This is a genomic window from Flavobacterium sp. DSP2-3-1 (genome assembly GCF_049896865.1).
Classification (GTDB): Bacteria; Bacteroidota; Bacteroidia; order Flavobacteriales; family Flavobacteriaceae; genus Flavobacterium.
The window spans coordinates 115,942-137,452 of the sequence record NZ_JAFCVD010000011.1; the positions used below are offsets into that span (position 1 = coordinate 115,942).

The 21,511-nt window shown below is 33.7% G+C and carries 21 protein-coding genes; 4 read left to right on the forward strand and 17 right to left on the reverse strand.

The annotated features are described in order from the left end of the window. Positions 1-14 precede the first annotated feature (14 nt). From ACP7AT_RS13265 to ACP7AT_RS13295, 7 genes are all read right to left on the reverse strand, one after another. Positions 15-785 carry a TerC family protein gene (locus tag ACP7AT_RS13265; RefSeq protein ID WP_426064830.1) on the reverse strand — a complete coding sequence of 257 codons (771 nt, stop codon included), beginning with the start codon at positions 783-785 and terminating at the stop codon, positions 15-17. 26 nt (positions 786-811) lie between these two features. After that, a complete protein-coding gene (locus ACP7AT_RS13270) occupies positions 812-1,186 on the reverse strand; it encodes a DNA topoisomerase IV (RefSeq protein WP_426064831.1) in 375 nt (124 codons plus the stop codon). Between the two features lie 169 nt (positions 1,187-1,355). Then, positions 1,356-1,928, reverse strand: a complete 573-nt coding sequence (locus tag ACP7AT_RS13275) for a pentapeptide repeat-containing protein (RefSeq protein WP_426064832.1) — start codon at positions 1,926-1,928, stop codon at positions 1,356-1,358. Continuing rightward, complete coding sequence (locus ACP7AT_RS13280) at positions 1,928-2,149, reverse strand: DUF6095 family protein (protein ID WP_091206510.1); 222 nt, start codon at positions 2,147-2,149, stop codon at positions 1,928-1,930. Before ACP7AT_RS13280 ends, ACP7AT_RS13275 begins: the two co-directional genes overlap by 1 nt. Positions 2,150-2,208: 59 nt before the next feature. Continuing rightward, positions 2,209-3,024 carry an N-acetylmuramic acid 6-phosphate etherase gene (gene murQ, locus ACP7AT_RS13285; protein ID WP_426064833.1) on the reverse strand — a complete coding sequence of 272 codons (816 nt, stop codon included), beginning with the start codon at positions 3,022-3,024 and terminating at the stop codon, positions 2,209-2,211. 208 nt (positions 3,025-3,232) lie between these two features. After that, a complete protein-coding gene (locus tag ACP7AT_RS13290; RefSeq protein WP_426064834.1) occupies positions 3,233-3,901 on the reverse strand; it encodes a ZIP family metal transporter in 669 nt (222 codons plus the stop codon). Then, entirely contained in the window at positions 3,902-4,666 is a 765-nt protein-coding gene (locus tag ACP7AT_RS13295; RefSeq protein ID WP_426064835.1) for a class I SAM-dependent methyltransferase, read from the reverse strand. A 95-nt stretch (positions 4,667-4,761) separates the two neighbouring features. On the opposite strand from ACP7AT_RS13295, the gene ACP7AT_RS13300 reads away from it, so the two are divergent. Both ACP7AT_RS13300 and ACP7AT_RS13305 read left to right on the forward strand, forming a co-directional pair. Continuing rightward, complete coding sequence (locus tag ACP7AT_RS13300) at positions 4,762-5,967, forward strand: THUMP domain-containing class I SAM-dependent RNA methyltransferase (protein WP_426064837.1); 1,206 nt, start codon at positions 4,762-4,764, stop codon at positions 5,965-5,967. A 45-nt stretch (positions 5,968-6,012) separates the two neighbouring features. After that, complete coding sequence (locus ACP7AT_RS13305; RefSeq protein WP_426064838.1) at positions 6,013-6,249, forward strand: hypothetical protein; 237 nt, start codon at positions 6,013-6,015, stop codon at positions 6,247-6,249. Between the two features lie 87 nt (positions 6,250-6,336). Here the strand turns inward: ACP7AT_RS13305 and ACP7AT_RS13310 are convergent, their stop codons facing one another. From ACP7AT_RS13310 to ACP7AT_RS13350, 9 genes are all read right to left on the reverse strand, one after another. Next, positions 6,337-7,158 carry a DUF6048 family protein gene (locus ACP7AT_RS13310; RefSeq protein ID WP_426064839.1) on the reverse strand — a complete coding sequence of 274 codons (822 nt, stop codon included), beginning with the start codon at positions 7,156-7,158 and terminating at the stop codon, positions 6,337-6,339. Next, a complete protein-coding gene (locus ACP7AT_RS13315) occupies positions 7,130-7,651 on the reverse strand; it encodes a DUF6452 family protein (RefSeq protein WP_426064840.1) in 522 nt (173 codons plus the stop codon). Before ACP7AT_RS13315 ends, ACP7AT_RS13310 begins: the two co-directional genes overlap by 29 nt. A gap of 67 nt (positions 7,652-7,718) precedes the next feature. Then, the gene (rlmD, locus tag ACP7AT_RS13320) at positions 7,719-9,134 is read right to left on the reverse strand and encodes a 23S rRNA (uracil(1939)-C(5))-methyltransferase RlmD (protein ID WP_426064842.1); all 1,416 of its coding nucleotides are present in this window, start codon (positions 9,132-9,134) and stop codon (positions 7,719-7,721) included. 206 nt (positions 9,135-9,340) lie between these two features. Continuing rightward, positions 9,341-10,648, reverse strand: coding sequence for a CPBP family intramembrane glutamic endopeptidase (locus ACP7AT_RS13325; RefSeq protein WP_426064844.1), 1,308 nt, complete (start codon positions 10,646-10,648; stop codon positions 9,341-9,343). 278 nt (positions 10,649-10,926) lie between these two features. Then, on the reverse strand, positions 10,927-11,073 hold the full coding sequence (locus tag ACP7AT_RS13330; protein WP_426064846.1) for a hypothetical protein: 147 nt from the start codon (positions 11,071-11,073) through the stop codon (positions 10,927-10,929). A gap of 134 nt (positions 11,074-11,207) precedes the next feature. Next, positions 11,208-12,044, reverse strand: coding sequence for an ABC transporter permease (locus ACP7AT_RS13335; protein ID WP_426064848.1), 837 nt, complete (start codon positions 12,042-12,044; stop codon positions 11,208-11,210). Between the two features lie 49 nt (positions 12,045-12,093). After that, positions 12,094-12,990 (reverse strand): ABC transporter ATP-binding protein, encoded by an 897-nt coding sequence (locus tag ACP7AT_RS13340; RefSeq protein WP_426064886.1) that lies wholly within the window; start codon positions 12,988-12,990, stop codon positions 12,094-12,096. Between the two features lie 66 nt (positions 12,991-13,056). Beyond that, positions 13,057-13,458, reverse strand: coding sequence for a response regulator (locus tag ACP7AT_RS13345; protein ID WP_426064850.1), 402 nt, complete (start codon positions 13,456-13,458; stop codon positions 13,057-13,059). Then, entirely contained in the window at positions 13,448-15,277 is a 1,830-nt protein-coding gene (locus tag ACP7AT_RS13350) for a PAS domain S-box protein (protein ID WP_426064851.1), read from the reverse strand. Before ACP7AT_RS13350 ends, ACP7AT_RS13345 begins: the two co-directional genes overlap by 11 nt. Before the next feature lie 456 nt (positions 15,278-15,733). Between ACP7AT_RS13350 and ACP7AT_RS13355 the strand changes: the two genes are divergently transcribed. Both ACP7AT_RS13355 and ACP7AT_RS13360 read left to right on the forward strand, forming a co-directional pair. Beyond that, on the forward strand, positions 15,734-16,798 hold the full coding sequence (locus tag ACP7AT_RS13355) for a hypothetical protein (RefSeq protein ID WP_426064852.1): 1,065 nt from the start codon (positions 15,734-15,736) through the stop codon (positions 16,796-16,798). Positions 16,799-16,810: 12 nt separating this feature from the next. Further along, the gene (locus ACP7AT_RS13360) at positions 16,811-17,728 is read left to right on the forward strand and encodes a hypothetical protein (protein WP_426064854.1); all 918 of its coding nucleotides are present in this window, start codon (positions 16,811-16,813) and stop codon (positions 17,726-17,728) included. Here ACP7AT_RS13360 and ACP7AT_RS13365 read toward each other — a convergent pair. Continuing rightward, positions 17,711-21,445, reverse strand: a complete 3,735-nt coding sequence (locus tag ACP7AT_RS13365; RefSeq protein WP_426064856.1) for a metallophosphoesterase — start codon at positions 21,443-21,445, stop codon at positions 17,711-17,713. The two genes, ACP7AT_RS13360 and ACP7AT_RS13365, sit on opposite strands and share 18 nt — an antisense overlap. Positions 21,446-21,511: the final 66 nt, after the last annotated feature.

Consider the following 21,511-nt stretch of genomic DNA (forward strand, 5'->3'; position numbering starts at 1 on the left):
AATAAAAAATTTTATTATTTATTTTTCTTCATTTTCATGTTTAGTACTTCAACTAATAATGAGAATGATATCGCAAAGTACAAGTACCCTTTTGGTACTGGTGAAACGTGACTTCCAAAGATTAAAGCATTCGATAAATGAGCACTTTCAGTAAGCAGCATCATTCCAATAAGAATCAAAAACGATAAACCAAGTATTTGAATTGAAGGATGCTTGTTGACAAAGTTTCCAACAGGAACAGCAAATTGCATCATAATTAATACAGAAATAACCACAGCGGTAATCATAATATACAAAGCACCTTCAACGCCGTTAGTCATACCTACCGCGGTAAGAATACTATCAAAAGAGAAAACTAAATCAATCATTATAATTTGAAAAAGTACATTTTGAAACGATTTTGTGGCCGATTTTCCTAACTCTTTTTCTTCATGCCCTTTTTCGTCTACTTTTTCTCTAATTTCATTCGTACTCTTGTAAATTAAGAATAATCCACCCGCCAGTAAAATAAGGCTTTGACCTGTTATTCCCGCTGAAAACCAACTGAAATCAATATGAAACCAAGGTTCTTTCATTTGAATTAATAAATTAATACCAAACAAAAGCGCGATTCTCATGAACATGGCAAGAAACATTCCGATTTTTGTGGCTCTTTTACGTTGTTCGACAGGTAATTTTCCAGTGGCAATTGATATGAAAATGATATTGTCAATTCCTAACACAATCTCCAGAAATGTTAATGTTAAAAGGGCAATCCACGCATCCGGATTTAAAAATACTTCCATGATTATTTTATTATAGTTTATATTATTTAGTCAGCAATCTTTGTAACCGTTCCTCTTTGTTTAGCGTCAGAACCCACCATACCAAATTCAAAGATATATGAATTTTTTGTGGTTGTCAAGATTTTCATGCCAATGGCTTTTTCTTCTGCCATGTTTTTTGGATGTAATTTCAGTAAAACATATTCGCAATCGTTTACCCATCGTATCGAAGCGGTGTCAATCTTCCCTTCAAAAGTTTCTATTTCTATACTGTCGTTACGTTCAAAAACAGTTGTTTTCTGGATACCGTCAACTTCATATTCAAATTTGAATTTACCGGTTTTGAAATCTTTGCAATTGCGCTCCGCATCATAGCATGACAACAGTAGCAATAGTGGGAGGAGGAATGTTATTTTTTTCATTTTTAAATTATTTATTTTTTTAGGACCTAATCCAGCTGTACGTTGCAACTCCCAAGTCTAAAATCTTTTTTTCTATTGACAAAAAAGGAGCTTCCTTTGGTCGCTCTTTTTAGTCAAGAAAAAATAGCTTTAAGCCTTGCGGGTTTTCACTTCCATCCGGGGTAATGCATTATTGTATTTTAATATCGTATTTGTCCAGAAGACCAATAATTCCTTGTGTCGAAAATTTTGCTTTTTTCATCGGATTGAATTCAGGATCAATTTTAAAATCAGTTGCTTTCGAAAAATCGGCGCCGGCTAATTGTGTATTGTTAAAAACAGCACCATTTAAATTACTGTTGTCAAAAACAACACTCGTAAGATTGGTCCCAACAAAACTGACCTCTCGCAACGAACAAGAATTAAATTTTGTTTTTGGCATTTTTTTATTCATAAACGAAGAATAATCCAAAACGCATTCCTGAAAACTTACATTGAACAAGAAGTCATCGCATTCCTCAAACTGAATTCCCAGCAATTTACAGTTGTTGAATTGTACACCTTTTAAGCTAGTTCCGGATAATTTAGTCATGGCCAAATTACAATCAATGAACTCACAATCCATAAATGTGCTATAAGAGAAATCGCTATTTGATAAATCACAGTTTTTAAAAATGCAATCCTCAAATTCTCTATTGTTTACTTTTTTATCGATGTAAACTATTTTTTCAAATGTTTTATGAACGTGAATTAAGTTTTCCATTAGTCATTAAATAAGCTTTTCATAATTGTTTTTAAACCCAAGAACATCAAATACATTGCCCCCAGACAAGCAATTATTCCTATGGCTAAAATCGCATAATGCCACACATTCTGTTTGTTCATAAAGGCATTATATATTAAGGTCGGACCAATAAAGATCAACGGTAAAGCTCCTGATAAATATTTGATTCCTTTGGATAATAGTTCTTTGTTGGTTGCCATTGTTTAATTTATGGTTTAAAGTTTTTTGATGTACTCAAAAATGTTTGCCTGTAATCTGTTTATTGAGCTGTAAAATAATCGACTGCTTTTCGCACACTACCATGTTTTTTTAATAAGTCAGCGGCTTGTTCGTAGGAAACGGGAATTTCACCCATAATCATTTTTACGCCGCGATCCACGAGTTTGCTGTTACTGAGTTGCATATCGACCATTTTGTTGCCTTTCACTTTTCCCAGTTGAATCATGGTGGCGGTTGTTATCATATTGAGTACCATTTTTTGTGCCGTTCCTGCTTTCATTCGGGAGCTTCCGGTTACAAATTCGGGTCCTACAACCACTTCAATAGGGAATTTTGCCGTTTTCGAAAGTGGACTTTCGGCATTGCAAGAAATACTTCCTGTAGTAATATAATTTTCATTGCAAGCTTGTAATCCTCCAATGACATAAGGAGTTGTGCCTGAAGCGGCAATTCCAAGAACAATATCATTTTCATTTATATTGAAAGCTTTCAAGTCAATCCAGGCTTGTGTTGCGTTGTCTTCGGCATTTTCTACGGCTTTACGAATGGCGGCGTCACCACCGGCAATGATCCCAATTACTAAATCGAAAGGAACGCCAAAGGTTGGCGGACACTCCGAGGCATCAAGAATTCCAATACGCCCCGAGGTTCCGGCGCCAATGTAAAATAATCGTCCGCCGAGTTTCATTTTGGCAACGATTTCAGTGACTAAACGTTCTATTTCTGGCAAAGCTTTTTCTACGGCAAACGGAACGGTTTTGTCTTCCTGATTGATATTAGATAACAATTCTTGAACCGACATTTTTTCTAAATGTTCGTATTTCGAGGATTGTTCGGTGGTTTTCGTGAATTCCATATTCATGTTTTTTTTGAAGGGAAAACTCGCGAGTTGTCCGTGCATTTATTTTTCTTCGGTGAGGGATAATAGCGGAAATCCTTTTTATCATGTAGATTTAGCGAAATGAAAAAAGATTACCTCATTTTACTTTTATTTTAGTCGGAATTCGGTCAATTTCATTTACAGCGAATAGCCCGACTCTTGCGGTCACGCCCAAATTATAAAATTATATAAAATACGCCAACGCAATTCCTATTACAATCATCGAAACCTTTGCGATATTGAACTTGTGTCCTTCGCTGCTTTCGAAAATAATGGTGGATGAAATATGAAATAAAATTCCTATTACTATGGCTGTGATTTCAGTGTAATAAACGTTTAATATTGGCAGATAATCAGATAAAATGGTTCCCAGCGGCGTCATCACTGCAAAGGTGATCATGAAGAAAAAAATGGCTTTTTTATTCAAACTGGCATTGGTAAAAAAGGTAGTCAGAATGATAGCAATAGGCAAGTGATGAATGGCAATTCCTATCGCTAAATCATGATGATGGCTTACGGGAAATCCTTCCAGAAACGCATGTATACAAAGACTAATAAATAATAACCAAGGGATTTGCGTCATTGTTTCCTGTCCGTGAACGTGACCGTGTTCCGCTCCTTTTGAGAAAAATTCCAATATAATCTGGAACAATATTCCCAGCATGATAAAGAGTCCGATGTTTCGGTTCGCACTTTCATAAATTTCAGGTAATAAGTGCATTACCGTCAATGAAAGTAAGAAAGAACCACTGAAAGCCAACAGCAATTTTAGGTTGATTTTGTTCTTTGGTCGGATACTCAAGGCGACAATATATCCGATGATTACGGAAAGTAATGGTAAAAGGTAATTCATTTACTTAAAAATCATGATTAGGCGTTCACTATCTGTTTTATGGAATTTTTTTAATTTATAATCACCAAAAATATCCAATAGATAAATTCCGGCTTCTTCCATTAATTCCTCAAAATCTTTTAATGTTAAAGCTTTTACTTTTTCAGTAAAATGAAATTTTTGGCCTTTATCTTCAAAGTCAATTTCTTTGTAAATATGACCTTCTTTTAAATAACGTTTGATATAAAAATCGATGCCTTCAACCGTTTTTGTCTCTTCCGGAATAAGCGTTTGGATGACCTGAGCAACATTCATAAAGTCAATCACGGCAAAACCATATTCCGTCAGGCTTTCTTTGATGGCCTTTAATGTAGTGAGATTGTCTTCGTCATTTTCGAAATAACCAAAGCTGGTAAATAAATTGAAAATGGCATCGAATTTTTCTTCAAAAGGTTCACGCATGTCGTGTACTTTAAAATGAAGGGTTTCATTCGTATTTTTAGTGGCTTCGGCAATGCTGTTTTCAGATAGGTCAGCTCCAAGTACCGTAAAACCTAATTGGTTCAAATAAATAGAATGGCGGCCTTTACCACATGCTAAATCCAGTACTTTTGCGTTTTCAGGAAGATTTAAGTAATGGGTAATATTATCCATAAAAACCTGAGCTTCTCCATAGTTTCTATCTTTGTAAAGGATGTGATAATATGGAGTGTCAAACCAGGAAGTGTACCAGTTTCCAGTTGATTTCAGTTGATTTTCAGTCGGTGGATTTTGTGTTGCAGACATTTATTCTTTTTCAATTAATTCGATTAATGCAAATTTAGTGTATTTTTGCCGAATATAACGATAACAATTTCCCCTTTAGGGGACAGAGGGGGCAAATGGAAAATAATTATAAAATGGTTGCCAAAACCTTTTTTGGTTTTGAAGAAATATTAGCAAAAGAACTGCAAAACCTTGGCGCGCAAAGCGTAGAGCAAGGTGTGAGAATGGTTAGTTTTAAAGGAGATAAGGGGTTTATGTACAAAGCAAATTTGTCTTTGCGTACCGCTTTGAAAATCCTGAAACCTATTTATTTTTTCAAGGCAAATAACGAACAGGCTTTATACAAAGGTATTTCTGGGGTGAATTGGTCTAAATTACTGACTGCCAATCAGACTTTTGTGATTGATACCACAGTACATTCGGAATATTTTAATCACTCGGAATTTGTTTCCCAAAAATGTAAAGACGCGATTGTCGATCAGTTCAGAGAAAGAACCGGACAACGTCCAAGTATTGATAAAGTACATCCTGATTTAAGAATCAACATCCATATCGATAAAGACCAAGTTTCAGTTGCATTGGATACTTCAGGAAATGCATTGAACCAACGTGGGTACAGAACCGCAACGAATATTGCTCCTATAAACGAGGTTTTGGCAGCAGGAATTCTATTGCTTTCCGGTTGGGACGGTCAAACAGATTTCTTGGATCCAATGTGTGGTTCGGGAACGTTCTTAGCCGAAGCTGCCATGATTGCCTGCAACATTCCGGCAAACATCAACCGTAAAGAATTTGCTTTTGAAAAATGGAACGATTGGGACAATGATTTGTTTGATAGTATTTCCGACAGTTTATTAAAACGCGTTCGTGAGTTTCATTACACCATAAAAGGCTACGATAAAGCACCAAGTGCGGTTCAAAAGGCCAAAGACAACATCAAAAACGCCAATCTTGACGAGTATATTTCTATTGAAGAAAAGAACTTTTTTGACACTGAAAAAACTTCGGAAGGAAAACTGCAGATTGTTTTCAATCCGCCGTATGATGAGCGTCTGGATATTCACATGGAAGAATTCTACAAAAATATTGGGGATACCTTAAAGAAAAATTACCCTGGAACGAATGCCTGGATGATTACAGCGAACTTGGAAGCACTGAAATATGTAGGACTGAAACCTTCGAGAAAAATTAAACTTTTTAATGCTGGTTTAGAGGCACGTTTGGTCAAATACGAAATGTATGAAGGAAGTAAAAGAACGAAATTTCAGGCTGTTCAGGATTCAGATTCTACGAATCAGACTTTAGAAGATGGTCAGGAGTAATCAACTAAAAATTTATAATTCATAACTCACAATTTATAATTTATTATGACCAAATTACAAATACGAGCATTTATATATCAACTTGGATGTTTTGCAATATTATTTATTTCCGCCAGGTATTTAGTGGAACATTATACTAATTTAACCGGATTTTGGATTCCGTTAACTGCATTTTTCATTGGGACACTCTTATCGCCAAAATTTCATGCGGTAAAAACCAAAGATGGAGAGAAATTATTCATGAAGTGGATTTTCATGAAAGGAATTAAGGAAATTGAATAGCTTAAAAATCCTAAGACATTCTACTTTTAAAATACTGACCGCCAATTCACTAATTTTCACCAAAAATAAAAATTAGCGAATTGGCGGTTATTTTTTCTCTACTTTTTTTGGAGCAACTTTCTTCTTGTAAATAGGAACAAAATAAGTTACTGTATAATTGAATCCTACTCCAAAACTACCATCGTAGGTTCTGTTGAATCCTGGAATATATAAGTTGGAGAAATTTTCAGGTTCTTTATTGGTTACCAATCGGTTCAATCGAAGACTAAAACCCACAAACACATTATCAAATACTTTGGCTTTTACTCCTGCCACGACTTCAATCCAACTAGCGGACAATCCATCAAACTTTTTACCAGAAGGAATTACAGGGACTTCTCCAAAATATGGATTCGCATTGTAAATTCTGTAACTGTTCAATTGCTGATTAAATGTGCTAAAACCGTAACGCATACCTATAGAAATGATATTTTCCATATCCAGCCAATTTTCGTAAGCATTATAATCAAAACCCGCTTTTATGTATGAACCTTTAGTAGTGAAATTGACGCGATCATCATCCGTAGTTTTATTTTCATTCCCTAATTCTGCAGCCAAAAAATATTTTTTAGTCAATCGATAATCTCCCACTAATTCAATTCCTTTATAATTTTTGTCATAAAGAGCGCGTGTCAATTTATATAAATCAACACCCACACGTACGCCATAACGATCGGTCTTTACAGGAATTGAATCGTTCTTTTTCAAAGCTGGTTTAATTTCTACTAATGGTATAGGTGCTTCAGGAATAATCTGGTCTGTTTTGGTGGTTTTTGGATCGCTTTTGACAGGAGTAGTCTCTTGCCCCTGCACCAAATTCAATGACAATAGGAGACAAATACTAAAAAAAGATCTTAATGTGTGTTTCATTTTCATTTTCGATGTTACTTTTTTCAACCGATATAAATTTTATCCATTTTTGATTTTCTGCTGTTGCATCGGTATGCGTATATGGATTTGTTGGATCTAATGTGAAAATTGTTTTGTAACCACACGCTCTGGAAACAAAAAGTTCCTGTGTGGTATAATTAAATTTTATAATGTCTTCATCAACCAATGCACGATTAGGATTTCCTGAATTTAATGTGAAACTATAGGTTGTGCTTGTTCCAACAGTTTTTAACGGAATTGAAATGGTATTTCCGCTGGTTGTTTGGCTGCCGTTAAAAAGAATTCCATCGGTCATTCCTTCACCAACAACTTTCAGATTAGATACGTTTTTTAAAACTGAAGGATTCAAAAAATCATAAAAACTAATCACCAATCGTGGCGTTGTGGGAGTATTTGCATCGCAAATGTCGTCTTTCTCACAACTGGAGAAAGTGAAAGCAAAAAACAATAACAATAAAAATATCTTTTTCATACAATAATATTCAGTGTTTAGTGTTGTGGATTACACTTTCTGGAATCTTAAAACTGCAAACGGACTACTATTTTCTTCTTTCCAAAAGTACAACATTTTCCACGTGATGCGTTTGCGGAAACATATCCACAGGACGTACACGAGTTACTTTGTATTTTTCGTCCATTAAAGCCAAATCACGCGCTTGTGTAGCCGAATTACAACTTACATAAACCACCTTTTCAGGAGCAATTTTCATTATTTGTTCAATTACATCTTTGTGCATTCCATCTCTTGGCGGATCGGTAATAATCACATCAGGATGACCGTGTTGTGCGATGAAATCATCGTTGAAAACCACTTTCATATCGCCGACAAAAAACTCACAATTCTTGATTTCATTGCGTTCTGCATTCAGTTTAGCATCTTTAATCGCTTCAGGAACACTTTCTACACCAATTACTTTTTTTGCTTTTTTAGAAACAAACTGTGCAATAGTTCCCGTTCCTGTATATAAATCATAAACAATTTCATTTCCGGTAAGACCGGCGAAATCACGCGTTATTTTATACAATTCGTAGGCTTGATCAGAATTGGTTTGGTAAAAAGATTTTGCATTAATGCTAAATTTCAACCCTTCCATTTCTTCCAAAATGTAATCTCTTCCTTTGTATAATTTAATATCAGTATCGTATAAAGTATCGTTCGCTTTGTTGTTCACTACGTATTGCAGCGAAGTAATTTGAGGGAATTTCTCGTAAAGATGATCTAAGATTAATTCTCTATTGGCTTTGTCGTTTTCAAAAAACTGAATCAAAACCATGATTTCACCAGTCGAAGATGTACGCAACATCAAAGTTCTCAATAAACCTTCATGAGCTCTTGGATTAAAGAAAGTCAGTCCATTTGCATTAGCAAAATCTCTCACTTCGTTTCTAATTGCATTCGATGGATCTTCCTGCAAATGACATTTATTAATATCGAGAATTTTGTCCCACATTTTCGGAATATGGAAACCAAGCGCATTCCTGTTTCCTAAATCTTCGGTGCTGTCAATTTCTTTTTCAGTCAACCAACGGCTGTTCGAAAAAGAAAACTCCATTTTGTTTCTGTAAAAAAACTGTTTTTCTGAACCAAGAATCGGTTCAAATTCAGGAAGTTCTATTTTCCCAATGCGTTGCAAATGATTTTTCACCTCATTTTGCTTGTAATACAACTGTTGACTGTATTTCATATTCTGCCATTTACAACCACCGCAAACACCAAAATGCTCGCAAATAGGTTCTATACGATGCTCGGAATATTCATGAAAATGAACCGCTTTACCTTCGTAATAGGCTTTGCGCTTCTTGAAAGTTTGCACATCAACCACATCACCCGGAACTACATTCGGGATAAAAACTACTTTTCCATCGGGAGCCTTTGCTACCGAAACGCCTTTTGCACCAGCATCAAGGACTTTTATTTGATGAAAGACAACTTTGTCTGTATTTTTCTTTGCCATAGCGCAAAAATAAGTGTTTGAATGGTTTTAAAAATTCAAATTGGGAAATATTTTTACTTTTAGGTGTTTTTATTTGAGTCCATTAACGCTTTATGCTGTAATCACGAAGTTTTTGGAGTAATTATTTAATGCAAAGCGTTGCAGAGCTTTGGTAACTCTTGTTTTTTAGCTGCAATTGGAGAAGGAGTTGTACTTAAGAATTGAATTTATTCTGGCTTTTGAAACTCAATCATAATGTGCTCTAAATTTATTTTTTGTTTGACCAAGGAAAGTCCATATTTTTCTTTTAATTGCTTTTTTATACTTATAAAATCCTTCGTTTTAAGTGTAATGTTATAATTGTCTTTGCTACCTGTTTTATCCAAAATCATTTTATTGCTTTTTGGCATCAGAGCATTGATAAGCGCATTAATTTTGGATTTTTTGATGATGATTTCCTCTGGATTTATAGTAATCATGTTTCCATAAGCGTTTTTGTTTGATTTATATTTCAGTAATAGCGCTGGATTTATAACTTCTAGATTCCAGACTTCAGTTGCTTTGGTACTTTTTTTGATTTTAAAATCATAGCTTTTAGCCAATTGATTCAAGGCAATACTTTTGGTTCGAGAACTGTCTTTCGATTTGTTTTTAAAGTTTAAGTTCAGCGTATTGTCTAACATTTCTTTATCATTGGTTTTCAGCAATATTTCATTTGTTTTCAATAAATAGGTTAAGGTAGTTTTCAGACTTACATTTTTATAAACAATGCTGTCAGAATAGTTTTTTTTGGTACTTGGAATAGCTATATCATTGGTTTCTTCGATTTTTATCGAATATAAACTGGTTTCGGCGTTTAGTTTTTCCGTATCGTTAAACATGAAAAATAACGGGATGCCGATAAAGAAAGCATTGTGAAGTGAATGCATCAGTAGTCCTGAAACAAATCCATTGCGAACTCTTACATAGCCGATAATGAGACCTAAAATTATTTGTGGTGCCACCAATATTGGTGATAAAAGTAAAATCGTGTACGAAAATTCAAAATTACTGATGTGGATCAACCCGAAAATTACAGCAGAAAAATAGAATATGAACTTGTATCTTTTTTTCCAAAGAGAAATCAAAAACGTTTCTGCCTTTTGTTCATTCCGAACGCCCGTGAGGGAAACGAATGAAATTAAAAAATGCAGCGCATAATTATTTTTATAACGCAGATATAGCCTGAAAATTAATTCTTCAATTAAAGGACCAATTACAACGGTTAACACTAATAACAATACAACTGGATACGAATTGATCATATCCAGAATTTTGTGGTTATCTGGATCAACAAGTTCCAATGTTTCCAAACCACTTATCAGAAGTATCAAAACTGCCATTAGAGGAATTTCAATAATTAATAAAGAAATTAGTGTCTTAAGTTTTTTATTTACTGATAATTCGGGACCCGCTTCGTCTACAGGATTTTTCAGAAAAGAGATTAAATCAATAAAGGTTTCTTTTAAGTTGTTCAGCATAATATTGTTGCTCATGTTTAATTTTAGTATTTTAGTTTTTCGTAAAAAATATTTTAATCATTGCGCAATTGGTTTGCATTGTTGAGTAGTTTTTGCGCTTTATGCATTTATAATCTTTCGTAACAAACTACGTCGAGTTGATAAAGAAAAAAACAATTGTTTTGAGATGGACTAAATCTTATTGATGAATTAGTTGTAAATACATTTTTGTGGCTTTAGATCCAGTTTCGACATTAAATTCATAGATTTTCTTTCTTTTATTAGATTGACACCTTTCAATAAGATTCGGAATTCTATCTGCTCCAAGCACTCAAAAAAGCTTCTTCTTTAAAAGGAAAATCACTGACATCCGTAAAATAAGCGTAACTTTTTTGACTGCCGGAATATTCATTTCTAATAGCTAAAGCGCTATAAATGTCTGCGAAGTAACGTTTTACCAAAACATTTTGAACTAATTGAGTTGCTGTTCGCGAGTCGGTTACTGTAATAGATTGTGAGGGTGCATTAATTGAAATTCAAAAAATGAAAAGACAAAACAGTATTGTTCTCGCACCGCTCGTAGAGATATAAAATACTACAAATCTCTATTTTTTAATAATCGGTAGGAAAGGAAAATGAAAATTACGGTCCAGCACAAAACAATACCAACGGAGGAATAATGTACACCATAATCTTTTATGTTGTCTAAACCAATTTGTGTTCCCAAGTTTTTTACCACTGACAATCGAGAAAACGGTTCAACTATTAAATTGGACATGGATTCTAAAGGAAAAAACTGCATAATTGAAGCCGCAGTTTTGCTATTTGGGAATATTTTGAAAGTCAAAATTCCTTTGATAATTCCTTCAATAATATTCCAAACTAAAAGAAATCCCAACGCAAATGCGGAACGTTTCACTAGTATTCCTAAAAATAAACAGAAGGAGAAAAAACCAACTAATTTAAGGAAATAAGCCAACAGGTATTCTAAATTTGAAAAAACAATGCTGAATTCAGTATAAGAAGAAAAACTTAACCCTAAAAGAAGTGACATTATGAAGATAAAAAGCGTAGAAACTGTTGCAAATAAAATGACGGTTAGAAATTTAGACTGAATAAATTCTCTTTTACTCATTCCGTCAATTAAATTTTGTTTCAAAGTTCCATAACTATATTCGTTTGCCATCATGGACACGATTACGATAGCCAAAAATAATTTTAATATCGCTGCGATATAAGTGTTAAAATGCCAAATAAAAGGGAAGTTAAATATTCCCATCTCTGCCAAATGAAACTTAAAAATACCCAAGTCAAATTTTATTGAGGCTATTAATGCAATGAAGGTTAAGAGAATAAAATATGTTAAAGTCAAAATCCGACTTGCTTTATTTTTCCAGATTTTTTGAAGTTCTATAGAAAGGAGTCTTTTCATTTTTAGATTGATATTTATGATTTTAAGGTTGTGAGAAAACGAGACGGTATTATTTATTTTTCGTCAATTCTAAAAATTGTTCTTCCAAACTGTTTTTTCGTTTAACCAAATGATTTAATAGTATGTTTTTTTCAAAAAGAAAACGATTCAATTCTTTAGCCTCTAAATTATCTTTCAAATACACTAAAACTTTTCCATCCTCGTTCGCAACATTTTTAACTGCCGGATGCATTTTAACAACTTCAATTAAATTCGTATTGTCATCAGCCTGTAATTCAAAGAATCCCTCATTTGCTGACATACCATCAACTAATCCCGTGTATAGAATCTCTCCTTTTCTTAAAATTAAAACATGTGTACACACTTTTTCTACCTCGTCCAATAAATGAGACGCAAGTAGTATAGTCGTTCCTTTCGCGGCAATTTGTTTGATAATGTCTCTAATTTGATGAATTCCTTGGGGATCTAAACCATTTGTGGGCTCATCAAGAATCAAAATTTCAGGATCGTTCAGCAATGCAGAAGCTATGGCTAATCGCTGTTTCATTCCTAAAGAAAAAGTGCTGAATTTGCTGTGTTGTCGATCTGTTAAGCCCACTAACTCTAACTTTTCGGTGACTTTAGTGTAACTAATTCCTTTAATTTTGCAGACCAATTCTAAGTTTTCCTTAGCCGTCATATACGGATAGAAATTGGGTCTTTCGATAATTGCGCCCACTTTTTTTAGTGCTTCATGGGTTTTCATTGCACCACCAAACCAGCTGTATTCTCCGGAAGTTTTATTGACAACATTTAGTACGATCCCTAAAGTAGTTGATTTTCCGCTACCATTAGGACCTAGAATTCCGTATACATTACCTTTGTGGATATTGAAAGAAACATTTTTTAGCGCTTGAAGAGCACCATATCGTTTGTTGAGATTTTTGATAGAAAGTATCGTTTCCAATGAGTTCATCTTTTACTTTTTTATATTGGACGATCAAGGAAGCGTTTTGTTACTAATTAATAAGATTTAGTTTAAATCACCGATTAATTTGCATAAAACATCTAATTTTTGGGTAGTTATAGGTTTCATAATATATTCTCTAACCACTCTGTATTTCGCGGCCATTTCAATATCAACTGGGTCAATGGAGGAAGTCATTATGAAAATATGAATATCTTTCTTTAATGGTAATGAAATAAATTCATCTAAAAACTGCCATCCATCCATGACAGGCATATTTAGATCCAGTAAAATTGCATCCGGCAGAATTGCATTATTTTCCGCATTTTGTTTTAATTTAGTAATAGCATCTTGAGCGTTATAGAACGATTCTATTTCTTCACAAAAATCATTTTTAGAAATGAGGATACTCATTAGTTTTACGGTTAATTTGTCGTCATCTATGATGTATGTTAATTTATTTTTCATTTAAATAAATTTTAAAATTAGAACCTTGACCCACTGCACTCTCAACTTCAATTCTGCCGTCCATAGCTTCCAGTTGGTTTTTAGTAATAAATAATCCAATTCCTTTCGCATCTTCGTTACCGTGGAAAGTTTTGTACATTCCAAAGAGTTTATGGCCGTTTTTTTCTAAATTTAATCCTAACCCATTGTCTTTAAAATGTATAACAATACAATCCTCAATAATTTCGAACCCTATTGAAAGGGTTGCAGTTCGCTCAGGTGACTTGTATTTTATGGCATTTGTAAACAAATTTATTAAAATACTGTCTAAATAAGCGGGAATGGCAGTAACAACTAAATCTTCGGGAATAGTATCAGTAATGATTATTTTGCTCTCTTTTATGGCCAAGCTTAATGCCATTTTTGTTTTTTCGATTTCGTGTTTTAAGCGAATCCCTTTTTTTTCAATATTTGTATTTTGCTGAATGCATATAATCTCATTCAAATATTCTATTGATTCTGACAGTTTATTAGTTCCTTCTTTGAATAAATCAAAATAAGAAAGTTTATCCTCAATGTTGTCAGTATTTTCTATAACATCAACAATCATAGAGAGGTTACTGGTATGAGACCGAATATTATGGGAAACAATATGTGTAAAGTTAAATAATTTATTGTTTTGACAACTAGTGATTTCTAACAATCTTTTGAGTTCTAATTCTTTTTCAATTCTTAAAGTCACATTTCGGCCTACGCCCACAAAGTTTATGAAATTATTATCACTGTCGAATACTGTAGTAATATTCAACTCAAACCAATATTTTTCTTTATTTTTATTATAATTGAGTATCGTGGTTTTTATGCTTTCTTTATTCTTGATTGCTTTTTGCATTAACAAGGTGGTCTTCAAGTCAGTTTCAGGTCCTGTGGATAAAGAACCTGGTTTTCGGCCTATTACTTCGTCCATATTCAGACCTGTAAGATCTAAATAAGCCTGATTTGCCCAAACCGCGTCTCCGTTTAAATTTGCAATTACTATTGTATCTGTTGTTTCGGAGGCAGCGAGCGAAAGTAAATTTAATTTATTTTCGACGTTTTTTCTTTCGCTTATATCTCTAATGAAACAAACTAGATAGGTGATGTTATCTACCTGAAATTTTTTACCCGAAGCTATTTCTACAGGTATTGATTTTCCGCCTTTTGTTTTTATATACGTTTCGTCTACGGTATATTCATTCCTGTATAAATTATAATTTAAAATAAAACGGACTTGTTTTCTAAATTCTTCCGGGAAAAGTTCAGAATTGTGTAAACCCTTTAATTCAAAAAGATCATATCCGGTAAGGTCGGATGATCGTGGATTACAATCTGTTATAACTCCATTTGAAGTGTCAATGATAAAAATGGCGTCGTTGGCGCTAGAAAAAATAGACGAAAATTTTTCTACATTTAACCGCAGTTCATTAATTAAATTTTGCTCATTTGTAATATCCTGAAAAGTGCCTAATAAATTTACAGGTTTTCCATCAATGATTTCTACTTGGCAAATACATTCGATGAATCTGATATTATTTTTAGCTGTGGTAATTTGAAATTTATCTTCAAAAGAAATTCCTTGGTGCATAGCACTTTCCATACGACTTTTAATTCTATCTCTATTTTCACCTTCCGTGTAAAAATTTATTCCGCTACCGTTTACAGGTTCAAAATCATCAGAAACTTCAAGAATACATTTTGTAACTGCATCCCAAAAAATATGATTAGTCAGTAAATTCATTTTCCAAATACCAATCTTAGCTGATTGTGCAGCCTTGAAATAGAGGTCAAGTTTATCTGTCATTTGTAGATTTTAAATATTTAAAAATAGCGAGGCTTTCAAATATAAAGTTTATATCAAGGAATTTATTTTTTTAACAAAAATATAGATATTTTCCCTATATTTTTATAATTATTTATGAGAACTTTCTTAAAATTAACTGTTTGTGTGTTTTTATTGATTTTATTGTTGTTAAACAAAGATTAAAAAGATTAAATCGTATCCATTAATTAAATATTAACAAACGCGATGGGAAGGATTTTCCGTTTTGCAATAGTAAGTTTTCTATTTCATTTAACATTTTTAGAGAAAAGTAAATTTACTGAGTTTATTACTTTTTAAATTAGCTCATTAACCTTGTTATGCATAAATTTTAAATATTTTCCTCTAAGAATTGTTCTGGTATATGGAACTTTATATTTCTAAACTATTCCAATTCAACAGCTTAATTTATTGTAATTTTGTATTAAATTTTGCCAAATGAGTGAGCCAATAATGCTTTTCAAAAAACCATCCTATCCTATAAATGATTCCCTTTTGGAGTACTTAGAACGATTTGATCGATTATCTAAAGTTTCTGTTTTTTACGATGATTTATTACGCTTTGCAGGCTCTGTAACAGTGTATGATAAAAACGATGAGGACACCTTGTGGATTAGAGTCTATTATAATGAGTATGAAAGGGAAGAAATTGATTTAAATCTAAAAAAAATCTACTCGCTGTTGCATTCTGATGGAAATTTGGGAATTATTAAATTCCTAAATGTAGATGCTATTGATTATTGCACTTTTGGAAATTCCAAGCCTTTCCGAATAAAAGTCAGAAATATTCTTAATGACAATTACACCCATTTTTACATCAAGAAAGCGGATGCTTCCCGCGTTTATGGGTTAGAGCTGGAACACATACTGTCACCCGATAAAATAAATTTTTTAGTGTACCAAGACACTTTGATAGAAGAACATATCATGGGAATTCCAGGAGACGTCTTCATAAAAACCTTGCTAGCAGATTGTACTGAAACGGAAAAATCGCAAATAGCCAAAGAATTTGTAAAGTTCAATGAGCGCTGTATGATTCGATTATTGGGCGATATGCGTTCCTATAATTATGTGATCGTTCCTACACATGATTTTGATCATGTCGTTTATAAAATACGCGCCATCGATTTTGACCAACAGTGTTACGAAGGGAATTTCAAAGTGTATCGTCCTCAGTTTTTTAAAGAAAATTATCCGATGGTTAAGTTGGTCAAAGATAAACTTCAAAACAGTTCTATCGAACAATACAAAGATGAGGAACGATCAGTACTGGCCAAAAGAATTCTTTCGGCTGAAAACAGAATCAATAGATTATTGGAAATTATGGGTGAAGATGAACTTTCGCCAGAATCTCATTTGAAACAATTACAGATGGAACTTTACCGTTATACTAATGATTTGAATTTTAAAAAGGCAAAATCAATGGGAAATATCATGAGTGCAGCCTTTGAATTTATTACCCGAAATTTTAAAAGCAGTACCTTATTCAAAAGAAAAATTTAAAAGACCTTACATTTGAATGATACCTCTTCAGAAATAAATTGTACTATAAATAACATGAGTAAATATTCCTCCTTTTTAGTTGTTTTTATACTTTTTGCTTGTCAGCAAGAATCGGATTCTTTAACAACACTTTATGCGCTGCCCAATAAACTAAAAGAAGTTTCCGGAATAGTGTATACTCCAAATACCAATTTACTTTGGACTTTGGAAGACCATGGGAATACCAATGCAATTTATGGGATAGATTCGAATGGCCAAATCGAGAAAACGATTACCATTGAAAACACGGCGAATATCGATTGGGAGGACATTACAAAAGACGTCGAAGGAAACTTGTATATTGGAGATTTTGGCAACAATGATAATGAACGAATGGATTTGACTATTTATAAAATCGATAAAAACGCATTAACTGCTGAAAGTACAAATCCGGTTTACAAAGTCTCATTTGCCTATCCGGAACAAAAAAATTTCCCTCCTAAAAAAACCGAAATGTTTTATGACGTGGAAGGTTTTTTTGAGTTTAAAAACAATTTTTATCTTTTTACTAAAAACCGTAGTAAAGGGTTTGTCGGAACCGCATTTTTGTATAAAATTCCCAATACGCCCGGTTTTCATCAAGCCGTTTTAATGGAGGAATTCAAAACCTGTAGCGCGTACAATCATTGCGCTATTACAAGTGCAACGATAAGCCCGGATGAAACAAAAGTTGCTTTGTTAACGCATGATAATCTCTTTTTATTTGAAAACTTTCAAAAAGATCAATTTTTAAATGGAACAAAAACAGTGTTGGAATTGAATCATTTTTCCCAAAAAGAAGCGGCTTGCTTCATCGATAATGAGCGTTTGTTGATTGCCGATGAAAGAACCAAAAGTGTCGGAGGAAATGTCTATGAAGTCACTATAAAAATGTTAAAATCCAAATCCTAAACCAAAAGCAATTCTCGCGTCTTCACCGGCACTTTTAAAATAAGTCAGTCGTGCCGTTAGCGCATTTAGTCCGTTGAGCCATACTCCTCCACCAATAGACTGATGCCATTTTTCGGAATTTTCGCCTTTTAACCAAACCCTACCGTAATCAAAACCACCTAAGATTCCGTATGACATGGGTATGATGCTTCGCTTAATTTTGCCCAAATTCCAGCGTACATCACTACTCTGGTAAAAAGATTGATTCCCTAAAAAGCGTTCATTTCTAAAACCTCTCAAATCATAGTCACCACCTAAGTTGGCACCTTGGTAAAAATCAAAATTGTTGTTCAATACCATTTTTCCTCTCAGGATAGTGGCTAAAACTAATTTTCCGTTGGCATCAATTTTATGGTTGAAATTAAGTTTACTTTCTATTGCGGGGAAATTTCTTTTGGTATTTTCTAAATTCATTTTCCACGTACCAGCAATAGAAAATCCCATACCCATAGTCGGGAAGGAGGGAACATCGTAATTTTCAAAACTATATTTTAAAGTTGCTCCTGCAAATTGTTGGTTTTTAAAAACAGCAGGATTTATATTGGCAGAAATGTCTACAAATCGATTCATCGTTTCTTCGACGGTGATTCTTTCAAAACTAGTTTGAAAATGAATTGCACTTCCGTACTTTCCAACTTTTTTTATGGATGGCATAACTTTCAGCATTTTGATGCGAACGCGATTGAAATCCATTCCAAAAGTATCATCATTATTTACTGTCTCATTTCCGTATCCAAAATAATTAATGGTAAAATTCGGACTCGTGAATCGGCTTTCAAAATCTAAATCCCATTTGCCAAATAATTTAGGAAAATTACCAGTGTAAATAAGTTCATACCCTTTTGTGGCAAAAAAATAATTGGCTTTCAAACTGTGTTTTTGGGTGTAAGGATTTTGTTTAAAGTCATTAACAACATAACCACTGACAATTCCTAATTTGATACCGTCATCAGGATTAAAACCAATATTAGGCAGCGCTGAAAAGGAATTGTATTTTGGTTTTTTATAATCGTACAAATTCGTTTCATAATCATCAGATAATAAAAGTTTGGTTTTAGAATCTAATGTGTACGTGTTGTTTTTTGATTTAAAATCATGGATTTTTATTTTTCTGCCATTTTCAACAACATACGAATCTTCATTTTGACCTCCAATTAATCGCACTTTAATTCCTGATTTTGTAGCTCCTATTACTTCAAAAATATCATCATCATCTAGGCCGTAAATCCATATTTTTTTTGTTTTTTTCGCGGTGAAATTCTTAATGTATTGCAATTCTTCACCACTGCTTTTTATACGATACACTTGAATTTTAAGCTTATTTTTTTCGTTGTTTTGAATGACAAATTTGTCTTTTTTATCCGTTCCAACAAGCAAAACAGTGTGTTGCAACACGGAATAATACGTTGAGGCAGAACGATGCAATTCATTTCGTCTTAATTTTAGTTTGCGTTTGATATCACTGATTGTCTCGTCCTGAACTTCTTTTGGCAAATTAGTAAACGCACCATCAATAGCTGCATCCGATAAGTTTTCCTGAATATATTTTGCTTGTTTAATCCACTCGTTTTCATCGGCAATTTTTATAAAAGCGAGATCTAGGGGATAAGGTTCCCGGTTCATCAATTTGACATTTGACATTTTTTCTTTAAAAGGTTGCATGTGACGCAATTGTGCCTTTTTCATTAAAACAAACAGTAACGCACCGTCATACTTTGGAAACGCCTGATCTCGGTCTCGCGGAATAGGTTTGTAAATTACTTTTTCACCTACCTTATATTCGCCCCAGCTCCATTGATCTTCATGTCTGTCCCAATCTCCTACAAGCATGTCGAACAGTCGAGCTTTGATATAGGCACTTTCATCAACCGAATATTTTTCGTCTTTGTGAAGATTTTTGATAACGTCTTCCGTGCTGATAATGGCAATTGGATTTCCAAAACTTTTCACGCTAATTTGGCTGTCCGTTGGTCGTTCTTCAACAAGGTACAATTCATCTCCAAAATTTGCATTAAAATTTTTTAGTGCTCTATGTTTTGGAATATAATACAGTGCTGGGTTAGTATGCGCTACGCCAATTTTTGCTGCTAAATTCCCAACAGCAAACGGAGTGTAAGGGTGTGCAGTGGTGTAAAAATCAGATAAAAGATCTTCAGCGTAGGTATCTTCAAATTCGTCTTGGATAAACTGATTTTTGAAAGCTACTGTTTGCAGGAAACGCGTAGTGCTTTTTTTCATGGCATGCATCACATATTCCTTCCCTTTTTTGTCAATAAGTTGTAATGAATTTGACTGATTACCGCCTCCAGAACGTTTGGGTTGCAGTCCTCCAAAAAGGGTATCTATGGTAGTTGTTTTTGCCGCTATCGGGAGGCTGTAATATTTTCGAAAATGATTTCCAAAAAAGAATTTATAAAATACTGATTTTTGGGTTTGTTTCGTTGTATAAATGCTGGCAGTGGTCGTTTTAGGAAATGTGGTTGGGAATACTTTGGTTATGTAATCGTCTTTTTGATCCAATACCAATTGCTCATAAATCAGTTTTTCTTTGTCATTTTCCTTGCCGTAAAAAGAAACTTTTGCAGAACCATTTTCATAAACAGCTAATGTGGCATATCCATTGCGGCCATAAGAAAAATCATTAGGGTAAATTGCTTTTGCAGCCTCTGATTTAGAACCAGCACCACTGATAATTTGTTTGATATTATCTTTTTCAATGTATTGTAAATTGTGGTCATGACCTGAAACAACAATAACATTATCTTGATTTTGCAATATGGTTTTTACTCTTTTAATAAAAATGGTGTATTGTTTATTTTGAATATCTTGAGGACTTGCTCCAGTTGTTTTTCGGAAAAAATTAGCCAACGAACCTAAAACTGGAAGTGGAATTTTTTGTTCTAAAGGGAAAAGTTGTTTCTCCACTGAAAATTGTCCACCGTGAGAGCCATTGCTCATTAATGGATGATGCAGTGCTAAAACGACTATTTTTTCTTGGTTTTTAATCAAAAGATTTTCCAGCTCGACAAAAAAAGCTGCACGAGTTTTGATGGTGCAATCATCGTTAATAGTGGGACTGTCATCCCAATCTTCCAGAAACCATTGGCTGTCAATGGTGATTAGCACTACATTTTCATTTATTTCTAAATCATCAATACCACAACTTTTTCTGGGAAGGAACGACTTTTTATCGTTGAGGTATTCGGATACAAATTTAGCCTGACGTCCCAATCCTTCAATTCCGCTGTACCAGTCATGATTTCCAGGAATGAAAATAGTTTGCCCTTTGAAATTTTTAGACAATTTCAGTTGGTTTGTCAGTTTACTTTCGGCAATAATTCGTTCGTTCGTAAGTTCAGTATTGGGCAATCCTTTCGGATAAATATTATCACCCAGGAATAAAAGAGTAGCATTTTTTGAAGCCTTTTTTAATCGGTCTCCCAAAGAACCAAGCATCTGCTGTGCCGTTTTTTCATTGGTATTTCCAGCATCGCCAATTAAATAAAAGGTGTGTGCAATTTGCGAACTGTCTGTTGCATTTAGAGCAGTTGGTTTTTTGATGTTTTGTCCAAATTGTGCATGATGAGTGGCGCATGACTGCAACATTAATCCCGACAAGAGTACTATTAAACCTGCTTTATTGAAAGTAATAAAACAATTATCCGAAAATAATTTCATAATTTAGTTGTATAAAATAGGTCCATAAATTTAGTAGAATAGGCCAAAGACTTTTTTGAAAAATTG